The following is a 16,623-nucleotide window of genomic DNA, read 5'->3' as shown; positions in this document are numbered from 1 at the left end:
AAGATAAGATTTGCTATAAAAGGTTTAATTTGATGTAACATATGCTTCAATTTTTTTTACCGCATGGTGATAAGATGCTTTCAAAGCACCAACAGATGTTCCGAGAATTTCTGCGATTTCTTCGTATTTTAATTCTTCAAAATACTTCATCTTAAAAACCAGCTGCTGTTTTTCCGGTAATGTAATAATTGCTTTTTGAAGTTTGATCTGGATTTCATCTCCGTCAAAATAAACATCTGATTTTAAATTGTCGATTGTTTTATTCTGTAAATCCTGTGAGGTGATACCTTTTAATTTTGCCTTTTGATTTAAAAAAGTCAAAGCTTCATTTGTTGCAATTCGATACATCCAGGAAAAAAGTTTGCTTTCTCCTTTAAAGTTCTTTAAGTATTGAAATACTTTTACAAAAGTGTTCTGCAGAACATCATCTGCATCATCATGATTCAAAACAATATTTCGAATATGAGAATACAGCGGTTTTTGATAATCAGATATCAGTTTTTGAAACGCCGAGTTTTGCGTTTTAGGATCTAATAATTGTTGTATAAATTCCTTCTCGTCGATCAAACTTCCTGATTTAAAAAACTTTATAATTAGTTAGAATGAATTTTACAGAAAAGGTTTAATTCAGCCTTTAAAAAAATTAAAATTCAGAATCTTCCTCCGTTTTTGCAGGCGGAGCTGCTGCCGGTGTCACAGGTTTTGGTGTTACCGGTTTTTTAACAGCCGGTTTTTGTGTTGTTGTATTTGGCGTTGTAGTAGTTTGTTCTGCAGCAGTATTTGTGGTACTTGGATTAGTTTCTGTTCCAGATTGATAATCTGGTGTTGTAACAGGAGCTGCAGTAACTTTTGGTTTAATTGGAAAATAAATTTCGGTTATTAATTTAGACGGACTTTTTACATCTAATTTACTGGCGGTTAAAATTTCAAGGTGCGACCAGCCTAATTCAGGAAATATTTTTTCATTATTAATATAAGCAGTTGTTTTTGCAATTGCCTCATTCGTATGTGAATAATCTCCTTTCAGAGTTGTTTTGACAGCATCAAACGAATTTAATTTTCCGGATAAGATATCGCTTCCGGCACTAATTGAAATTTCTTTGTTGATTGGCAGACAAATCGAAATTTTGGCTAATCCTTTTGCTGTATCATAAGTATGATAAATGATAAAAGGTTTTCCGTTTGTGCTTAAACTATTGGTTTCGCTAAAATGAATAAGCTTCGGAATTACAATTCTAGCATTTTTATTAATTTTAGAAATCTCACTTGTAAAAGTTTGTTTGATATAAGGAGTTTCTGTTTTCTTCACCACACCATTTACCTGTATCGCGTATGTTTTTGTTTCGTAGTCAAGGTTTTTATCGATATTTACAAGGCTTTTTTCGTAAATAGTTCCAATAACTTTATCAGACCCTCCGTTAAGTGCGGCGTATATTTTAAACAAAAAGCTCATTGTTCCTTTTGCTTTCCATGTTACTTTTGTTTTTCCTGCCAGTGTATCTTTAAAAGTCCAGGTTACGTCGGCTTCTGTACCGTCGTATTTCATTTTTTGTTCGATACTTTCTCCGTCTTTTGTTTTTACAGTAACTGCATTTCCTTCACCTTCTTCGCCAGACCAATAAAAAGAACCACCGCTGCCGCTAGTTTTACTTGGAAAAGTAAATTTTAGAGATGAATCTTCAACTGCCCATGATTCAAAATCTTCATAGTTTCTAAAATCATTTACATAATTATATACAGTCGCTTTTGGCGAATTGATTACTTTGCTTCTTTCAACAGAAAAAATCCCCTTTTGGGTAGCAACAAATACGGTTAGGGCAACTAAACTTAATAAAAGTAAAAGGAATAAATATTTTAGAATCTTCATTGGTGCAGGTTTTTCGTAAAGTTATAAATTTTCTTGGGAGTCTAAACTAATAACTAAAAATAATAGAATGTATTATCTCTTTAAAAAGATTTTGATAACAAATAAAAGGGCGATAAAAAGCAAAAACACAATTAATACTTTATAGTTTCCTTTGTAAAAAACTTTATGAAGTGCAAGATCTTTGCGGTAAGCAAAAATCATTACGATTACAAATGCAATAAAAAAACAGAGACCGAATATTAATTGTCCTTGACTAAACATACTTAAAAATTATTTTTGACAAATTTAGAGAATTGTATACGATTTGTTGCTAATTTGCCGTCTCATTTAATAGAATAAAAACATGAAAAAACAACTTGATGCGGTTACTGAATTTCATACTGCTTTTAAAATAGGTCACAGCCAGACTCCAATTGCTGATTTGGGAGAAACTAAAAAACTGCTTCGTTATAATTTAATGAAAGAAGAAAATGAAGAATATCTTGAAGCGGTTAAAAATAATGATTTAGTTGAAATTGCCGATGCTCTTGGAGATATGATGTACATTTTATGCGGAACTATTATTGAACACGGCCTGCAAGACAAGATTGAAGCTGTTTTTGACGAAATCCAGCGCAGCAATATGAGTAAACTGGGTGAGGACGGACATCCGATTTATCGTGAAGACGGAAAAGTAATGAAAGGCCCAAATTATTTTAAACCTGATTTTTCGAAGTTGTTGTAAAATAAAAAACCCGATAGATTTAAAATTCTATCGGGTTTGTTTTTATTTATCTATACGGATTATTGAACTTTAACGGTCCATCCGTAAGTATCTTCAGTAAGTTTGTTTTGAAGACTTGTTAGTTTTTCTTTTAAGAATGAAGCGTATGAATTCTCGATTGGTGTCATTTCAAAATATTCACCTTTATAAGAGAATCCTTTAATTACGCTGATAACAGCAGCAGTTCCGGCTCCGAAAATTTCTTTTAATGATCCGTTTTTAGCAGCCTCAACCAATTCTGAAACGATTACCGGGCGAACTTCAACATTTAATCCTTCTTTTTCAGCCATAGTAATTAAACTTTTTCTGGTAATACCATCTAAAATTCTTTCGCTTGTTGGAGCTGTTAATAAAGTATCGTTGATTCTGAAGAAAACATTCATTGTTCCTGCTTCTTCTAATTTTGTATGCGTTGCGTCGTCAGTCCAGATAACTTGCTGAAAACCTTCTTTGTTTGCCAGATTAGTTGGGTAAAACTGTGCAGCATAGTTTCCGGCAGCTTTCGCAGCACCAATTCCACCATTTGCCGCTCTGCTGAAATGTTCAGCAATAATTACTTTAACTTCTCCGCCATAATAAGATTTTGCAGGAGAAAGTAAAATCATGAATTTATATTCGTCAGAAGGATTTGCAATTACTCCGGGACCTGTAGCAATCATAAAAGGACGGATGTACATACTTGCTCCGTTTCCTCTTTGAATCCATTCCTGATCAATTTTTAATAATTCATTTAAACCTTCCATAAAAATGTCTTCCGGAACTTCAGGCATTGCCATACGTACAGCAGAATTGTTGAAACGCTTATAGTTTTCATCAGGTCTGAACAACCAAACATCATTATTTTCATCCTTATAAGCTTTCATTCCTTCAAAAATAGCTTGTCCATAATGAAAGACTTTTGAAGAAGGATCCATTAAAATTGGCGCATAAGGCTTAATGACCGGAGTCTGCCATTGTCCATTTTTGTAATCACATTCAAATAAATGGTCTGTAAATACAGCACCAAAGCTTAAGTTTTCAAAGTCTACAGAACTTATCTTAGAAGAATCAGCTTTTCTGATTTCAATTTTGCTTGTTTGAGTTGTACTCATAATTATGTAAAGTTTTTATCTAATTTGTATTATCCAGCAGATGAAATATAATGTAATGATCTGATGAAGAATAGGTTTTCTTAAATGCAAAATTACGGAAAAATATATAATTTACTTGGTAAAACTGCATTAATTCCTATGTTTGACTGAGATTTATTTATCTTATAATAAACCTAAAATTTTAGCTGAATTTTATAAAGAATTTATGAAAAAACTATCGTTTTTTAAGGCTTTACGCATTTGTTTTAGCTAAATTTGATCATTAAAAGAGACTCAAAATTAATTCAACTCCATTATATAATTCGAAATTGTGAAAAGAGAAATAATTAAAACGCTAGATGGTTCAACCACAATTCATTTGCAGGAATGGAACGAAAGTTATCATTCTAAACACGGCGCAATACAAGAGGCAAAACATGTTTTTATAAAAAACGGATTGTCCTTATTTGAAAGCAGTCCGGTTACTGTTCTTGAAATTGGTTTTGGAACAGGATTAAATGCCTTTATTACTTTTTTGGAATCAGAACAAAAAAAGCAGCAAATCGATTATGTTGGAGTAGAGGCTTATCCTGTCGACTCAGAGGAAGTTTTGCAGATGAATTATGTTGCAGAACTGGAAGCATTGGAATTTGATAACATTTTTCAAAAAATGCATAAAAGTGAATGGAATAAAAAAATAGAAATTAGCAGCCGTTTCTCGTTAACCAAAAGGAAACAATTTTTTGATGAAATTGACGATTTTGAAATTTTTGATTTGATTTACTTTGATGCCTTCGGATACCGTGTGCAGCCGGAGCTTTGGAGTACTGAAATTTTTCAGAAAATGTATAATAGTTTAAAACCAAATGGAGTCCTTGTTACTTATGCAGCCCGCGGAGTTGTTAAAAGAAGCATGATTTCTGTTGGATTTACAGTAGAAAAATTGGCTGGTCCTCCGGGAAAAAGAGAAATGTTTAGAGCCTTTAAAAAGGTATAAGTTAGTTATTTAGAACGGTTCTATATTGATTTATATTCACTAAGAAAACGTATTCGTAGATAAATTTTTGAAAAAAATAAGTTAAAAAGAAACTTTATATATGATTTATGTTTACATTTGGTGCGAGTTTAAAAATATAGATAACCCCCAAAATCTTATTTTATTATGTCAAAAATGATGTTTGATTACACGAAATCAATACTTGAAAGAGTAAGTTTCGACCCGGTACTTTTCTGCAAAGAGCTAGAAAAAGCTATCAAAACACTGTTACCATACGAAATGGAACAATTACAAGAATGGTTATTAAATTTTATTATTGAAAAACCAGAATTAAAACAAAGTCTACTACTAATTAAAGTATAAAAAAAAGGAGCCAAAACTGGCTCCTTTTTTTATGCTGGCTTTTTTTGCAGCGGACTAATGATTTGAACATTTTGAAAAACAATTGCTCCTTTTACCACTCCGGCAATTGTAGATCGAATTGCATCAATGATTTGCATTTTTAATTCGCTTTTTGGGTAAATTAAACTTACCTCACGGGCAGGTTTTGGTTCCTTAAAGTTTCGTAATTTCAGTTTATCGGAATCTTTTAAATCAAGTGTGTGCAAGTACGGAAGTAATGTTGTGCCCAAACCTTCATCGGCTAATTTTATAAGGGTTTCAAAACTTCCGCTTTGAATCTGAAAATTATTTTGGTCAATATCTGTTCCGTTTTTACATAAATTTAAAATTCCGTCCCTAAAACAATGTCCGTCTTGTAAAAGAAGGATTTCATTAATATTTAAATCGGCAACTTCAATTTCCTGTTTTTCAAATACAGCATGATGTTCCGGAATATAGGCAACAAAAGGTTCAAAATACAAAACGATCTCTTTTATCTTTTCATCTTCAAGCGGAGTTGCCGCAATTGCAGCATCCAGATGTCCATTTTTTAGTTTTACAATAATTTCATCTGTATTTAATTCCTCAATCAAAAGCTTCACTTTTGGATATTTTTTAATAAAATTATTCAAAAACATAGGCAGAAGAGTCGGCATAATGGTGGGGATAATTCCTAATCGAAATTCTCCGCCAATAAATCCTTTTTGCTGTTCGACAATATCTTTAATTCTGTCTGCCTCGTTTACAATATTTTTAGCCTGATTAACAATCTTCTGACCAATATCTGTAAGCTGGATTGGTTTTTTGCTTCTGTCGAAAATTAAAATATTAAGTTCTTCTTCAATTTTCTGAATCTGCATACTTAATGTTGGCTGTGTGACAAAACACTTTTCGGCAGCAAGTGTAAAGTTTTTGTGTTCTGCAACAGCTAACACATATTGTAATTGGGTTATCGTCATCGTGATAATAATTTTTGATGCAAAAATAAGTAAATATAATTTTTTTTTATAATTTTTTTGAATAAGTTCCTTTAAATTTGTAGTAAACTTAGTTATAAAAAATACAGATTATGAAAACAAATATTTTAGGATTACCTGTAAAAGAATCAGAATTGCTGGTAAAAGAACTAAATGTCTTATTATCAAATTTTCAGGTTTATTATCAAAATTTAAGAGGAATTCATTGGAATATTCGTGGAAAACGTTTCTTTGATTTACATGTAAAATTTGAAGAATTATATACAGATTCTCAGTTAAAAATTGATATGATAGCTGAAAGAGTTTTGACCATTGGAGGAACTCCGCTTCATACTTTTGAAGATTATATTGAAAATAATAAATTAACAGTTGGAAAAAATATTTCAAACGACGAAAAAGCAGTGCAATTAATTGTAAATTCTTTATCAGATTTGTTAAAAATTGAAAGAGAAATTTTAAGTAAATCAGCTGAAATTAATGATGAAGGTACAAATTCTATGATGAGTGACTTTATTTCTGAACAGGAAAAAACCATCTGGATGATGAATGCATGGCTGGATGAAACTTTGTAATAAGTTGTTTGTTAATGTCTTAAAAAAGCGGAATAGTCGACTTTGATTATTCTGCTTTTATATTTTTGTTAAAATTCTATAAAATTTTCAGCTTGTCGCTTTGATTTTATTTGTTTAACGCTATTTTTGCTTCGATGAAATTAATTGCCCGCATATTATTATTCATTTTTATTGCCTTTTTATCGACCCCGACAATTGTTCAGGCGATAAAGAAGGGCAGTACCTGCGTGTCTTTTAATTTTTCTGAAGAAGAAGTTCATAAAGAACTTAAATCTGTGGTTCATCCTTTAATTTTAGAGCATGAAGCACCAGTTCCTGTTTACATTGAAAAGAAAACGATAGTTTCTGAAAACATCGTAAGACTGGAAAATATTTCTCCGAGCATATTTGCTCCACCTCCCAACGTGGCATAATACTTCCGATAATTTGAAAGAACCAACTGTATTTTAAAAACAAATACGGCAGGATTCTAATGTATCAATTTTTAGTATTGTATTATGACAAAAAAAATCAATCTTTTTGGCAACCTTAAGTCTGACTTTGCCTCAGGTTTAGTGGTTTTTTTGGTGGCTCTTCCATTGTGTTTAGGTATTGCAATGGCTTCTGGGGCGCCGTTATTTTCTGGAATTATTGCGGGTGTTATTGGCGGTATCGTGGTTGGTTATTTAAGCCAGTCACATATTAGCGTTTCTGGTCCGGCGGCTGGATTAACAGCAATTATTTTAACTGCTATTACTGATTTTGGTGCTTTTGATGTGTTTTTACTGTCTGTTTTTATTGCAGGAATAATTCAATTGGCATTAGGATTTTTAAAAGCTGGAAGTATATCCAATTATTTTCCAACTAACGTAATTGAAGGAATGCTTGCGGGTATCGGAATTATTATTATTCTGAAACAAATACCGCATGCTTTTGGTTACGATGCTGATTTTGAAGGTGATCAGGCTTTTATTCAAAATGATGGAAGTAATTCATTTTCATTTCTTTTTGATGTTTTAAACCATATTCAGCCAGGAGCAGTTGTAATTTCTGCAATTTCACTTGTAATATTAATTTCATGGGACAAGGTTCCATTTTTAAAACGATTAAAATTAGTTCCGGGTGCACTTGTAGCCGTTATTTTAGGAGTTTTACTAAATGAATTTTTTACAGCAACAGGAAGCTCATTGGCAATTGCAAAAGAACATTTGGTTTCATTGCCAGTTCCAAAATCTTTTGATGAATTTAAATCCATTATAATTACACCAAATTTTAGTGCGGTGACAAATCCGCAGGTTTGGGTAGTAGCTGTTACAATTGCCATTGTAGCTTCTATAGAAACGCTTTTGTGTATCGAAGCTTCAGACAGAATGGATGTTCAAAAACGTTATACAGACACTAACGTAGAGCTTAGAGCGCAGGGTATTGGTAATATTGCGAGTTCGCTTTTGGGCGGTTTACCCATGACATCTGTAGTTGTGAGATCATCTGCAAATAATAATGCGGGTGCAAAATCTAAAATGTCGACAATCATTCACGGTTTACTTTTACTGATAAGTGTTTTATCGATTCCGGCAATTTTAAATAAAATTCCATTAGCAACTTTGGCTACGGTTTTAATTTTGGTTGGATACAAATTAGCCAAACCAGCAACCTTTATGCATTTCTGGGAAAAGGGGAAATACCAGTTTGTCCCTTTTATTGCAACTTTGGTCTTTGTCGTTGCGACAGATTTGCTTAAAGGAGTTGCTTTGGGAATTATCATTAGTATCATTTTCGTTTTAAGAGGAAATTTAAAACGCGCATATATCTTTAAAAAAGAACAATATGAAGATGGCGATATCATTCATATCGATTTAGCGCAGGAAGTTTCGTTCTTAAATAAAGCTGCAATAAAACAAACATTAAGTGAAATTCCGGAAAATTCTAAAGTAATTATCAATGCACATGATACGGAATACATCGCGCATGACGTTTTGGATTTAATTCGTGAATTTAAAGAAACTCGCGCTATTGATGAGAATATCAAAGTGAAATTAAAAGGTTTTAAAAAGGCATATCAATTAGAAAATACTCCTGAAAACAATAATCACGTTACAATTGAACATTATTATGATGTTGCAAAAAGACAAGTGGTTCAAAAAGAAGTTATAAAAGAAGAATAATTAAATTTTGGTGTTTTTAAAGGATAAAAAATGTCAAAATTTAGGTAACTTTACATTAAGTTCTTTTTTTGAGACATTCCTAAGATAGAAATTACCACAAAAAATAAAAAAAATGAGAAAATTTTATGAGCAGTTATTAGAGAATAATAAAAAATGGGTAGAGAATTCATTGGCTTTAGATCCAAATTATTTTGCTGATTTGGCAAAAGGTCAGTCGCCGCCATTATTATGGATCGGATGTTCTGACAGCCGTGTTCCTGCAAACGAAATTGTTGGTGCTAAGCCGGGAGAAGTTTTTGTTCATCGTAATATTGCAAATATGGTTGTTCACTCTGATATGAACATGCTGAGTGTTTTAGATTACGCTGTAAATGTATTAAAAATTAAACACGTAATTGTTTGCGGACATTATGGATGCGGTGGTGTAAAAGCAGCTATGGGAAATCAATCTGTTGGAATTATTGATAACTGGATTCGTCACATTAAGGATGAATACCGTCTGCACGATAAATATTTAAATTCTATTGAAGATGAGACAGAGCGTTTTAATGCTTTTGTAGAAATTAATGCTAAAGAACAGGTTTACAATTTGGCTAAAACGTCAATCGTTCAGAACGCTTGGAAAAACGGCCAGGACTTAATGCTTCACGGCTGGGTTTATGGTCTTAATTCTGGTTTTGTAACAGATTTAAATGTAAACATTGCTTCAAATGAAGAACTTGATGAAGTTTATCAATTGAAATTTTAAAAAATAAATAGATCAAAAAAAAATCGCCTTTTTTACAAGGCGATTTTTTTTATTCATTTTCATCCAGATTTTCATTAAATGCAGATGGAAGCATCGTTGGGATAAACTTAATCAGAATTGGCAGTAATAAACTTCCTCCGGGTAATAAAAATATAGTTAACGACGGAATTGTTTTGCAGATATCTAAAAGTTGTTTTTTTACTTTTTTCTTTTCTTTAGCATCCAGGTCTCTGGTTGTAGAAGACGCTAATAAAACCATTAATTCCTTACTCTGAATAATTTCCTTAATCAATCTGTTTTTGTTTCTTATAATCAGTTTTACAACGCTGTGCGTCATCTGATCATAAAAATGCTTAACAGGATTTGAATAATTAAAATATGGAATTTTCTTTTTATGCGTAGTAATAAAAGTATGAGTTGTGTCGATACTTGTTTTTACAAAATCATCAGACACGCCCATCATTGAACCTAAAGAATACAAAAAGTACGATTCTTCATTTTCTACAACGCCATCACTCCACAACGCCATTCCGGCCATGTCGATAAAATAATAATGCTCTAATGTGTTTTTAAAATAATCCAGCGGTATAGTTTCTAATGTCTCAACCGTAACTTTTGATAATTTAGAATAACGTATTGAAGCTTCAAAAAGTTTAATTAATAAATCGTCGTGCTGAGATTTAATCGTTTTGGTTTTCAAAGCCAGACCAACAATCCCTAAAACAGTTTCTTCAATTCGTTTTAAATATTTTTCAGGAATTTCTCCATGCTGTAAATATTGTCTGAATGCCAGAACATCAATAAACAAAAGCGCATTTGTTACTAAATGCGAAAAGTTTTTACTAATGATGCTGTCGTTTGTCTGTACTCTTTCATCAATTATAGTTTCTAAAGAATGAGAGGGAGTATCTTTAGGAAGCAGGATCTTAAATAAATTAAAACCTTCGGGATTCATTTGTTTATAGAATTTTACTGCTTCTGCAATAAAGTTTTTTGGTTCAGAATTTCTTTTTTCTAAACAAAAAACATGATATAAGGTATTTAATAAGGCAACTTTAGAAATTTCGGTTTTAAACCAGCCTTTAATAGGAATTGGTATTTGAGAATCAATGGCAATGATATGACCATAGATAAAGCCGGTTTCCCTTACTTTATAGTAAAAGGAATCCGTAGTTTCAAAAGGAATTGCTTCTGAAAACTTCTGCTCACTAAAAAATTTATCTATCCAGCCGTGTGCTGATGGGTTAATCATTACATTAAATTTATAGCTGCAAAGCTATGCCTTTTTCTTGTTTTAGAGAGAATTAAAAATAAAATAACCACTAGATTTTTGTGAAATATAGTGGTTATTAATATTTTACTATTTAATTATTCCCGCACAGGCAACTCTTCCGCCGGCATTTCCGGTTGGCTGAGTTGTAAAGTCATCTGTTCCCTGATGCACAATTAAGCCTTTTCCTAAAACATCTTTGGCAGCATCTCCGCAGCCGATGCACCATTCGTCAGTAGTCAATGTGATAGTTCCGTTACCTTTATCATCAGCGGTAAAGTTTCCAATATCACCTTTATGATATTCTCCAACTCCCCATTTTCCGTGTTTCTTAAAAGTAGGATTCCAGTGTCCTCCGGCAGAACTTCCATCTGCAGCTGTACAATCTGCTTTTTCATGAATGTGTATAGCGTGAACTCCAGGCTGTAAACCAGAAACTTTTGCTGTAAAAGTAACTTTACCATTTTTCTCTGTAAAAGTAGCAGTTCCGGCTACTGTGCTGTTGCTTTTAGGTTCTAAAGCTACAGTCAGGGTTTTGGCATCATTTGATTTTGTATTGGTCTTACAGCCAATGATTAAAGCTGTAATTATAGCGAAAGATACAATGAGTTTTTTCATAATATGACGATATTTTAAATTAAAGGTTGAGTAAATTTAACGTAAAATAACGGAATAAATTGACTCTATAAGTTAAAAAAAAGTCAAACTATACGTTGTAATTTAAGATTGATAGAGCACAAAACCCAAAAATATTGCTTAAATTCGTAGTAGTTTTAACGGTATTTTTCTGAAACTAAATTCTCTAATTCGTTCGTATTTAATTCTTAAAGTTATGATGAAAAAGATTTCTATTCTCGTTTTTATTAGTTTGATTTTATTTTCCTGCAAGTGCAAAAAAATCGATTCAGCTGCAAAACTTGACGGAACTTGGGAACTTAATTATATTACCGGACCAAAAATTGCCTTTGATGGATTATATCCTAATAAAAAACCAATTATAACTTTTAATACAAAAGATAATCAGGTTTCTGGCAATAACAGCTGCAACTCCTATACAGGGAAATTGGCCGTAAATGGAAATAAAATTGATTTTACACAACCAATGGCAGTTACCAAAATGATGTGTCCCGACGGACAACAAGGTGAACAAACCTATATGAGTACGCTTCAGAAAATTAATTCTTACAATATTACAGATGACGGCAAAACGCTTAATCTTATTTCAGATGATATTGCAATGATGAGATTTACTAAAAGTAAATTATAAATAATTTAAATTGGATAAAGATGAAACCTAAATTATCCTTGTGTGTGCTGTTGCTCAGTTTTTTGAATTTTTCTGTTTTGGCACAGGAAAAAAGCAAAAAAGAACTAAAAGCAGAAAGAGAGCTTCAGAAACAAAAAGAAATTGAAACTTTAATTAATTCTGAAAATTTTGTTTTTGAAGCCCAGAAAGTTACCCCGCAGGGCGGGCGGTTAATTATTTTAGATTACAATACCTATTTTTTAAAGTTTAACACGGATAAAACAACCTGCGATCTTCCTTTTTTTGGGCGTGGCTATAATATTGGTTATGGAAGTGATGGCGGAATTAAATTTGAAGGAATCCCGGAAAATATAAAAATTGAGAACAGGAAAAAAAGTTATAATGTCAAAGCTACAGTTAAAGGCAAAGATGATGTTTATGACTTAATGTTTACTGTTTTTTATAATGGCGGAGCTTCACTTTCTGTAAATAGTAATAATCGTGCTCCAATATTTTATGATGGAGAAATCAGCGCTCCAAAATCTGATGAAAATAAAAAATAGAATTTTTGATGTATTGAATCCCCACATTTAATATCAAGTATTTAAAATGCATATTATTTAAAACAAATTAAAAATCATAACTATGAAAAAATTGACTCTTATTTTTATTATGATGATAACCACGTTTTCATCTTATGCACAATCTTCATTTAAGGAAGATGTTGAAGTTTTACAAAGTGTTTACGGAAAATCTAAAAGTGATTTGGTTAAACAGTATATGAATTTATCAGATGCACAGTCTGCTGCTTTTACAAAAGTTTATGATGATTATGAAGCGCAGCGTAAAGCACTTGGACAAACTAAATTTCAGTTGATTAATGATTATGCTGCTAATTATGAAACGCTCACAGATGCAAAAGCTGATGAGCTGGCGAAAGGAACTTTAAAAAATCATATTGCTTATGAAAAGCTCTATTGCAAAACCTACAGTAAGGCAAAAAAAGCAATTGGAGCTATAAATGCAGCTAAGTTTATTCAGTTAGAAGTGTATTTACAAACTATAATTCGATCTGAAACTTTAGAAGCAATTCCCTTTATTGGTGAATTAGATAAATCAAAAGTTCAATAAATTTCATAAAACAAAAACGGCAGTTATTTGAGGTAACTGCCGTTTTTTGTTTGTTTAATTAAAATTATTTTGCTGTTTTAACTTTATAAATTGCGTTTACCATTCCATCACGGAAACTGTCTAATGTTAATTCCCAAAACATGATTCCGCCCAGTTTTTTAGACTTAACATATTCTGTTTTTGCTTTTATTGATTTAAGATCGTCAGATGTAGCAAATGTTTTAGTCTGAGCATTATACCAATATGGTGCCTGTGCTTTTTCATCGTAGAAATATTTCCAGCCGTTAGCTTCAGTATAAGTTGCCGCAAAGTTTTTAAAATCAACACCCTGAATATGTTCTCCGGACTGATAAAGACCGTTATTTACATTCTCAACATTTTTCCATGTTCTGGAATAAAATGCACCTCCAATAATTAATTTTTCAGCAGGAACTCCCTGATTTAATAAAAATGTAACCGCTCTGTCTGTAGACTCTTCTTTTGGATTTGTACTGTACAATGGTGTATGATGTCCGGTAACTTTAGAATATCCATTTACTAAATCATAACTCATAATATTGATGCGGTTAACCAGCGGTGCTACAGCTTTCCAGTCAATAGATTCATCAAGATATTTTTGAAAACCTCCTGCGGCAAAACTTAATTCATATTTTTTACCTAAAGTCGATCGTAATATTTTGATTAATTCAGTGAAATTAGGTTTGTCTGCCGGTTGATATAAATGTCCCGGAAGTCCTTCAATTGCTGGATATTCCCAGTCAAGATCTAAACCGTCAACTTTAAAATAGTTACTTACTTCTTTTACCGATTTGGCAAATTTTAATCTTCCTTCAGCTGTTGAAAAAGCATTAGAACAAGGTTCGCAGCCGCCCCAGCCGCCCAGAGAAAGAACTATTTTTAATTGTGGATTTTTTGTTTTTAGGGAAACTAAATTTTTTATAGTAAGAGAATCTTTAGTAGAATCTACGCTTAGTTTTCCATCTTTTAAGTGGCAGAAACTAAAAATAATCTGATTCAGTTTACTTACTTCATATTCGTTTATCAGGTTAGAATCACCAGTATAATATGCGATGATATCTAATTTTTTATTCTTCTGCGCAAAAATGTTTGTAGAAATAAGGCAGATAAATAAAAAGGTAATTAGGCTAATTTTTTTCATTTTATGTTTGTTGAAGATTTAAAACGCTAAATATAAAACATTAGAATCTAAATTTTGCCATTAATCCTGTAACATAACCGCAATTTTAATAAAGATTTGTGAAATGGGGGTAAACCATAAATAATATAAGTTGATTTTAGACTGGACTTAATAGTATTTTTCCGTAGAGACGCACAGCAGTGCGTCTACGTTATGTTAGACGCACTGATGTGCGTCTCTACAAAAACACATTCTTTTTAAATGAACTTATATAACTTATATGATTCAAAAAACAAAAAAATAAACCCGCACAGTTTCGGACTTGTGCGGGTTTAAACAAATTAAAAGCTAAAAACTATTTTTGAATTAGAAACAGTATGAATTTTCTGCAACTAATTTTTCTGCGATTTTTTCTCTCAATGCCACAACATTTGGCAGGTTCGTGTATTTTGTAAAACGTTTTAATCCCATTAACATCATACGCTGTTCGTCTCCTTCAGCGAAAGAAGCGATTCCTTCTTTTCCTCTTAAGTTTACGATATCTACCGCTTTGTACAAGTATAATTTTGCCATTGCGATTTGCTCTTGAACTTTGTCTACACCTTGAGATTTTGCTAATTTTTCAGTTCTCAGAATTGTACTTTCTGCCATATAGATTTCGATTAAGATATCGGCAGCAGCCATCAATAATTGTTGGTGAGAATCTAATTCAGGACCATATTTTTGAACGGCACTTCCGGCAACCATTAAGAAAACTTTTTTCAGGTTAGCCACGATTACTTTTTCTTCTGCAAATAATTCAGAGAAATCCGGAGTATCAAAAGATGGAATTCCCATTAATTCTTCCTGAACTTTCATCGCTGGTCCAAGTAAATCAACGTGACCTTTCATTGCTTTTTTGATCAGCATACCTACAGAAAGCATTCTGTTGATTTCGTTTGTACCTTCATAAATACGTGCGATACGGGCATCTCTCCAGGCACTTTCCATTGGAGTGTCTTCAGAGAATCCCATTCCTCCAAAAACCTGAATTCCTTCGTCAGAACAGTTTTGAACATCCTCAGAAACAGCAACTTTTAAGATAGAACATTCTATAGCGTATTCTTCAACACCTTTCAATTCTGCTTCCTGATGAGAAGTTCCTTCTGCCTCGCGGGCAGCGATTCTGTCTTCGATATCTTTTGCAGCACGGTAAGAAGCACTTTCTCCAGCGTAAGCACTAGTTGCCATTTCAGCTAATTTAGAACGGATCGCTCCAAAAGATGAAATAGAAGTGTTGAACTGGATTCTTTCGTTAGCATATTTTACAGCGCCAGAAGTCACTCTTCTTTGTGCATCTAAACAAGCTGCCGCTAATTTAATACGACCAACATTAAGCGCATTCATAGCGATTTTGAAACCGTTTCCTCTTTCAGACAGCATATTTTCAACCGGAACTTTTGTTTCGTTGAAGAAAACCTGACGAGTAGAAGAAGCACGGATTCCTAATTTATGCTCTTCTTCATTCATAGAAATTCCGTTTGACGGATCGTTTTCTACGATGAAACCTGTAATATTTTTATCATCACCAATACGAGCAAAAACAATGAATAAGCTGCAGAAACCTGCATTCGAAATCCACATTTTCTGCCCTGTAATTAAATAATGCGTTCCGTCTTCAGATAAAACTGCTTTTGTTTTTCCTGAGTTAGCGTCAGATCCTGCACCTGGCTCCGTTAAACAATAAGCTCCAAACCATTCTCCAGAAGCCAATTTCGGAACGTATTTTTTCTTTTGTTCTTCAGATCCGTAAAGTGTAATTGGCATTGTGCCGATTCCTGTATGCGCTCCAAAAGCAGTAGAGAAAGAACCAGTTGCTCCGGAAATATAGTCGCAAACCAACATTGTTGATACGAATCCCATTCCTAATCCGCCGTATTCTTCTGGAACCGCAACTCCAAGAAGTCCCAATTCTCCAGCTTTACGCATAGAAGCTTCTGTATACGCATAATCTTTTTTCTCAAAACGATCTTTATGCGCCCATAATTCTTTGTCAACGAACTCTTTTACAGAGTCACGCATCATTAACTGCTCTTCTGAAAAATCTTCTGGTGTGAAGATGTCTTCGCATTTTGTTTCTTTTACTAAAAACTGACCACCACGAGTCACGTTTTTTTCGATAGTATCTGCCATGATTATGTTTTTTTATATTTTGTTTTTGTCCAATCTTGCCATTTCGACGAAGGAGAAATCTCCGCCACGATTATCCACATAGTATTTCAATCTTGTCGAGTTACTTGTGGAGATTTCTCCTTCGTCGAAATGACAAACAGGAGAGAA

18 protein-coding genes are annotated in these 16,623 nt (G+C 32.8%); 10 read left to right on the top strand and 8 right to left on the bottom strand.

Annotation, left to right across the window (positions count from 1 at the left end; genetic code table 11):
* Positions 1-24: 24 nt before the first annotated feature.
* Both ASE21_RS02050 and ASE21_RS02045 read right to left on the bottom strand, forming a co-directional pair.
* Positions 25-567, bottom strand: coding sequence for an RNA polymerase sigma factor (locus ASE21_RS02050; protein ID WP_057120890.1), 543 nt, complete (start codon positions 565-567; stop codon positions 25-27).
* Positions 568-643: 76 nt separating this feature from the next.
* Positions 644-1,867, bottom strand: coding sequence for an SRPBCC family protein (locus tag ASE21_RS02045; protein WP_057120889.1), 1,224 nt, complete (start codon positions 1,865-1,867; stop codon positions 644-646).
* 343 nt (positions 1,868-2,210) lie between these two features.
* Between ASE21_RS02045 and ASE21_RS02035 the strand changes: the two genes are divergently transcribed.
* A complete protein-coding gene (locus ASE21_RS02035) occupies positions 2,211-2,591 on the top strand; it encodes a nucleoside triphosphate pyrophosphohydrolase family protein (RefSeq protein WP_057120887.1) in 381 nt (126 codons plus the stop codon).
* A 59-nt stretch (positions 2,592-2,650) separates the two neighbouring features.
* On the opposite strand, the gene ASE21_RS02030 is transcribed toward ASE21_RS02035, so the two are convergent.
* Entirely contained in the window at positions 2,651-3,721 is a 1,071-nt protein-coding gene (locus tag ASE21_RS02030; protein ID WP_057120886.1) for a branched-chain amino acid aminotransferase, read from the bottom strand.
* 310 nt (positions 3,722-4,031) lie between these two features.
* Here ASE21_RS02030 and mnmD point away from each other — a divergent pair, with 310 nt between their 5' ends.
* Together mnmD and ASE21_RS22170 are read left to right on the top strand one after the other, a co-directional pair.
* Positions 4,032-4,697: a tRNA (5-methylaminomethyl-2-thiouridine)(34)-methyltransferase MnmD gene (gene mnmD, locus ASE21_RS02025; RefSeq protein WP_057120885.1), complete on the top strand. Its 666-nt coding sequence runs from the start codon at positions 4,032-4,034 to the stop codon at positions 4,695-4,697.
* Between the two features lie 165 nt (positions 4,698-4,862).
* Positions 4,863-5,060 (top strand): hypothetical protein, encoded by a 198-nt coding sequence (locus ASE21_RS22170; protein ID WP_057120884.1) that lies wholly within the window; start codon positions 4,863-4,865, stop codon positions 5,058-5,060.
* A 29-nt stretch (positions 5,061-5,089) separates the two neighbouring features.
* Here ASE21_RS22170 and ASE21_RS02015 read toward each other — a convergent pair whose 3' ends face one another.
* Positions 5,090-6,037, bottom strand: coding sequence for a LysR substrate-binding domain-containing protein (locus tag ASE21_RS02015; RefSeq protein ID WP_057120883.1), 948 nt, complete (start codon positions 6,035-6,037; stop codon positions 5,090-5,092).
* Positions 6,038-6,147: 110 nt separating this feature from the next.
* Here ASE21_RS02015 and ASE21_RS02010 point away from each other — a divergent pair, with 110 nt between their 5' ends.
* The 4 genes from ASE21_RS02010 (at position 6,148) to can (ending at position 9,519) form a co-directional block, all read left to right on the top strand.
* On the top strand, positions 6,148-6,627 hold the full coding sequence (locus tag ASE21_RS02010) for a Dps family protein (RefSeq protein ID WP_057120882.1): 480 nt from the start codon (positions 6,148-6,150) through the stop codon (positions 6,625-6,627).
* A 134-nt stretch (positions 6,628-6,761) separates the two neighbouring features.
* Entirely contained in the window at positions 6,762-7,040 is a 279-nt protein-coding gene (locus tag ASE21_RS02005; protein WP_242410206.1) for a hypothetical protein, read from the top strand.
* 84 nt (positions 7,041-7,124) lie between these two features.
* Entirely contained in the window at positions 7,125-8,771 is a 1,647-nt protein-coding gene (locus tag ASE21_RS02000; protein WP_057120880.1) for a SulP family inorganic anion transporter, read from the top strand.
* A 112-nt stretch (positions 8,772-8,883) separates the two neighbouring features.
* Complete coding sequence (can, locus tag ASE21_RS01995) at positions 8,884-9,519, top strand: carbonate dehydratase (protein ID WP_057120879.1); 636 nt, start codon at positions 8,884-8,886, stop codon at positions 9,517-9,519.
* Between the two features lie 49 nt (positions 9,520-9,568).
* On the opposite strand, the gene ASE21_RS01990 is transcribed toward can, so the two are convergent.
* On the bottom strand, positions 9,569-10,771 hold the full coding sequence (locus ASE21_RS01990; protein WP_057120878.1) for an LETM1-related biofilm-associated protein: 1,203 nt from the start codon (positions 10,769-10,771) through the stop codon (positions 9,569-9,571).
* A 108-nt stretch (positions 10,772-10,879) separates the two neighbouring features.
* Positions 10,880-11,407 (bottom strand): superoxide dismutase family protein, encoded by a 528-nt coding sequence (locus tag ASE21_RS01985; protein WP_057120877.1) that lies wholly within the window; start codon positions 11,405-11,407, stop codon positions 10,880-10,882.
* A gap of 214 nt (positions 11,408-11,621) precedes the next feature.
* On the opposite strand from ASE21_RS01985, the gene ASE21_RS01980 reads away from it, so the two are divergent.
* The 3 genes from ASE21_RS01980 (at position 11,622) to ASE21_RS01970 (ending at position 13,166) form a co-directional block, all read left to right on the top strand.
* The gene (locus ASE21_RS01980; RefSeq protein ID WP_057120876.1) at positions 11,622-12,056 is read left to right on the top strand and encodes an META domain-containing protein; all 435 of its coding nucleotides are present in this window, start codon (positions 11,622-11,624) and stop codon (positions 12,054-12,056) included.
* A 20-nt stretch (positions 12,057-12,076) separates the two neighbouring features.
* Complete coding sequence (locus ASE21_RS01975; RefSeq protein ID WP_057120875.1) at positions 12,077-12,598, top strand: DUF4251 domain-containing protein; 522 nt, start codon at positions 12,077-12,079, stop codon at positions 12,596-12,598.
* An 82-nt stretch (positions 12,599-12,680) separates the two neighbouring features.
* Entirely contained in the window at positions 12,681-13,166 is a 486-nt protein-coding gene (locus ASE21_RS01970; RefSeq protein ID WP_057120874.1) for a hypothetical protein, read from the top strand.
* Between the two features lie 64 nt (positions 13,167-13,230).
* On the opposite strand, the gene ASE21_RS01965 is transcribed toward ASE21_RS01970, so the two are convergent.
* Positions 13,231-14,325: a glycoside hydrolase family 18 protein gene (locus ASE21_RS01965; protein ID WP_057120873.1), complete on the bottom strand. Its 1,095-nt coding sequence runs from the start codon at positions 14,323-14,325 to the stop codon at positions 13,231-13,233.
* A 345-nt stretch (positions 14,326-14,670) separates the two neighbouring features.
* Positions 14,671-16,476, bottom strand: coding sequence for an acyl-CoA dehydrogenase family protein (locus ASE21_RS01960; RefSeq protein ID WP_057120872.1), 1,806 nt, complete (start codon positions 16,474-16,476; stop codon positions 14,671-14,673).
* Between the last annotated feature and the right edge of the window lie 147 nt (positions 16,477-16,623).

This window comes from Flavobacterium sp. Root901, assembly GCF_001429765.1.
Lineage (GTDB): Bacteria > Bacteroidota > Bacteroidia > Flavobacteriales > Flavobacteriaceae > Flavobacterium.
This window is presented reverse-complemented; position numbering and strand designations above follow the sequence as displayed.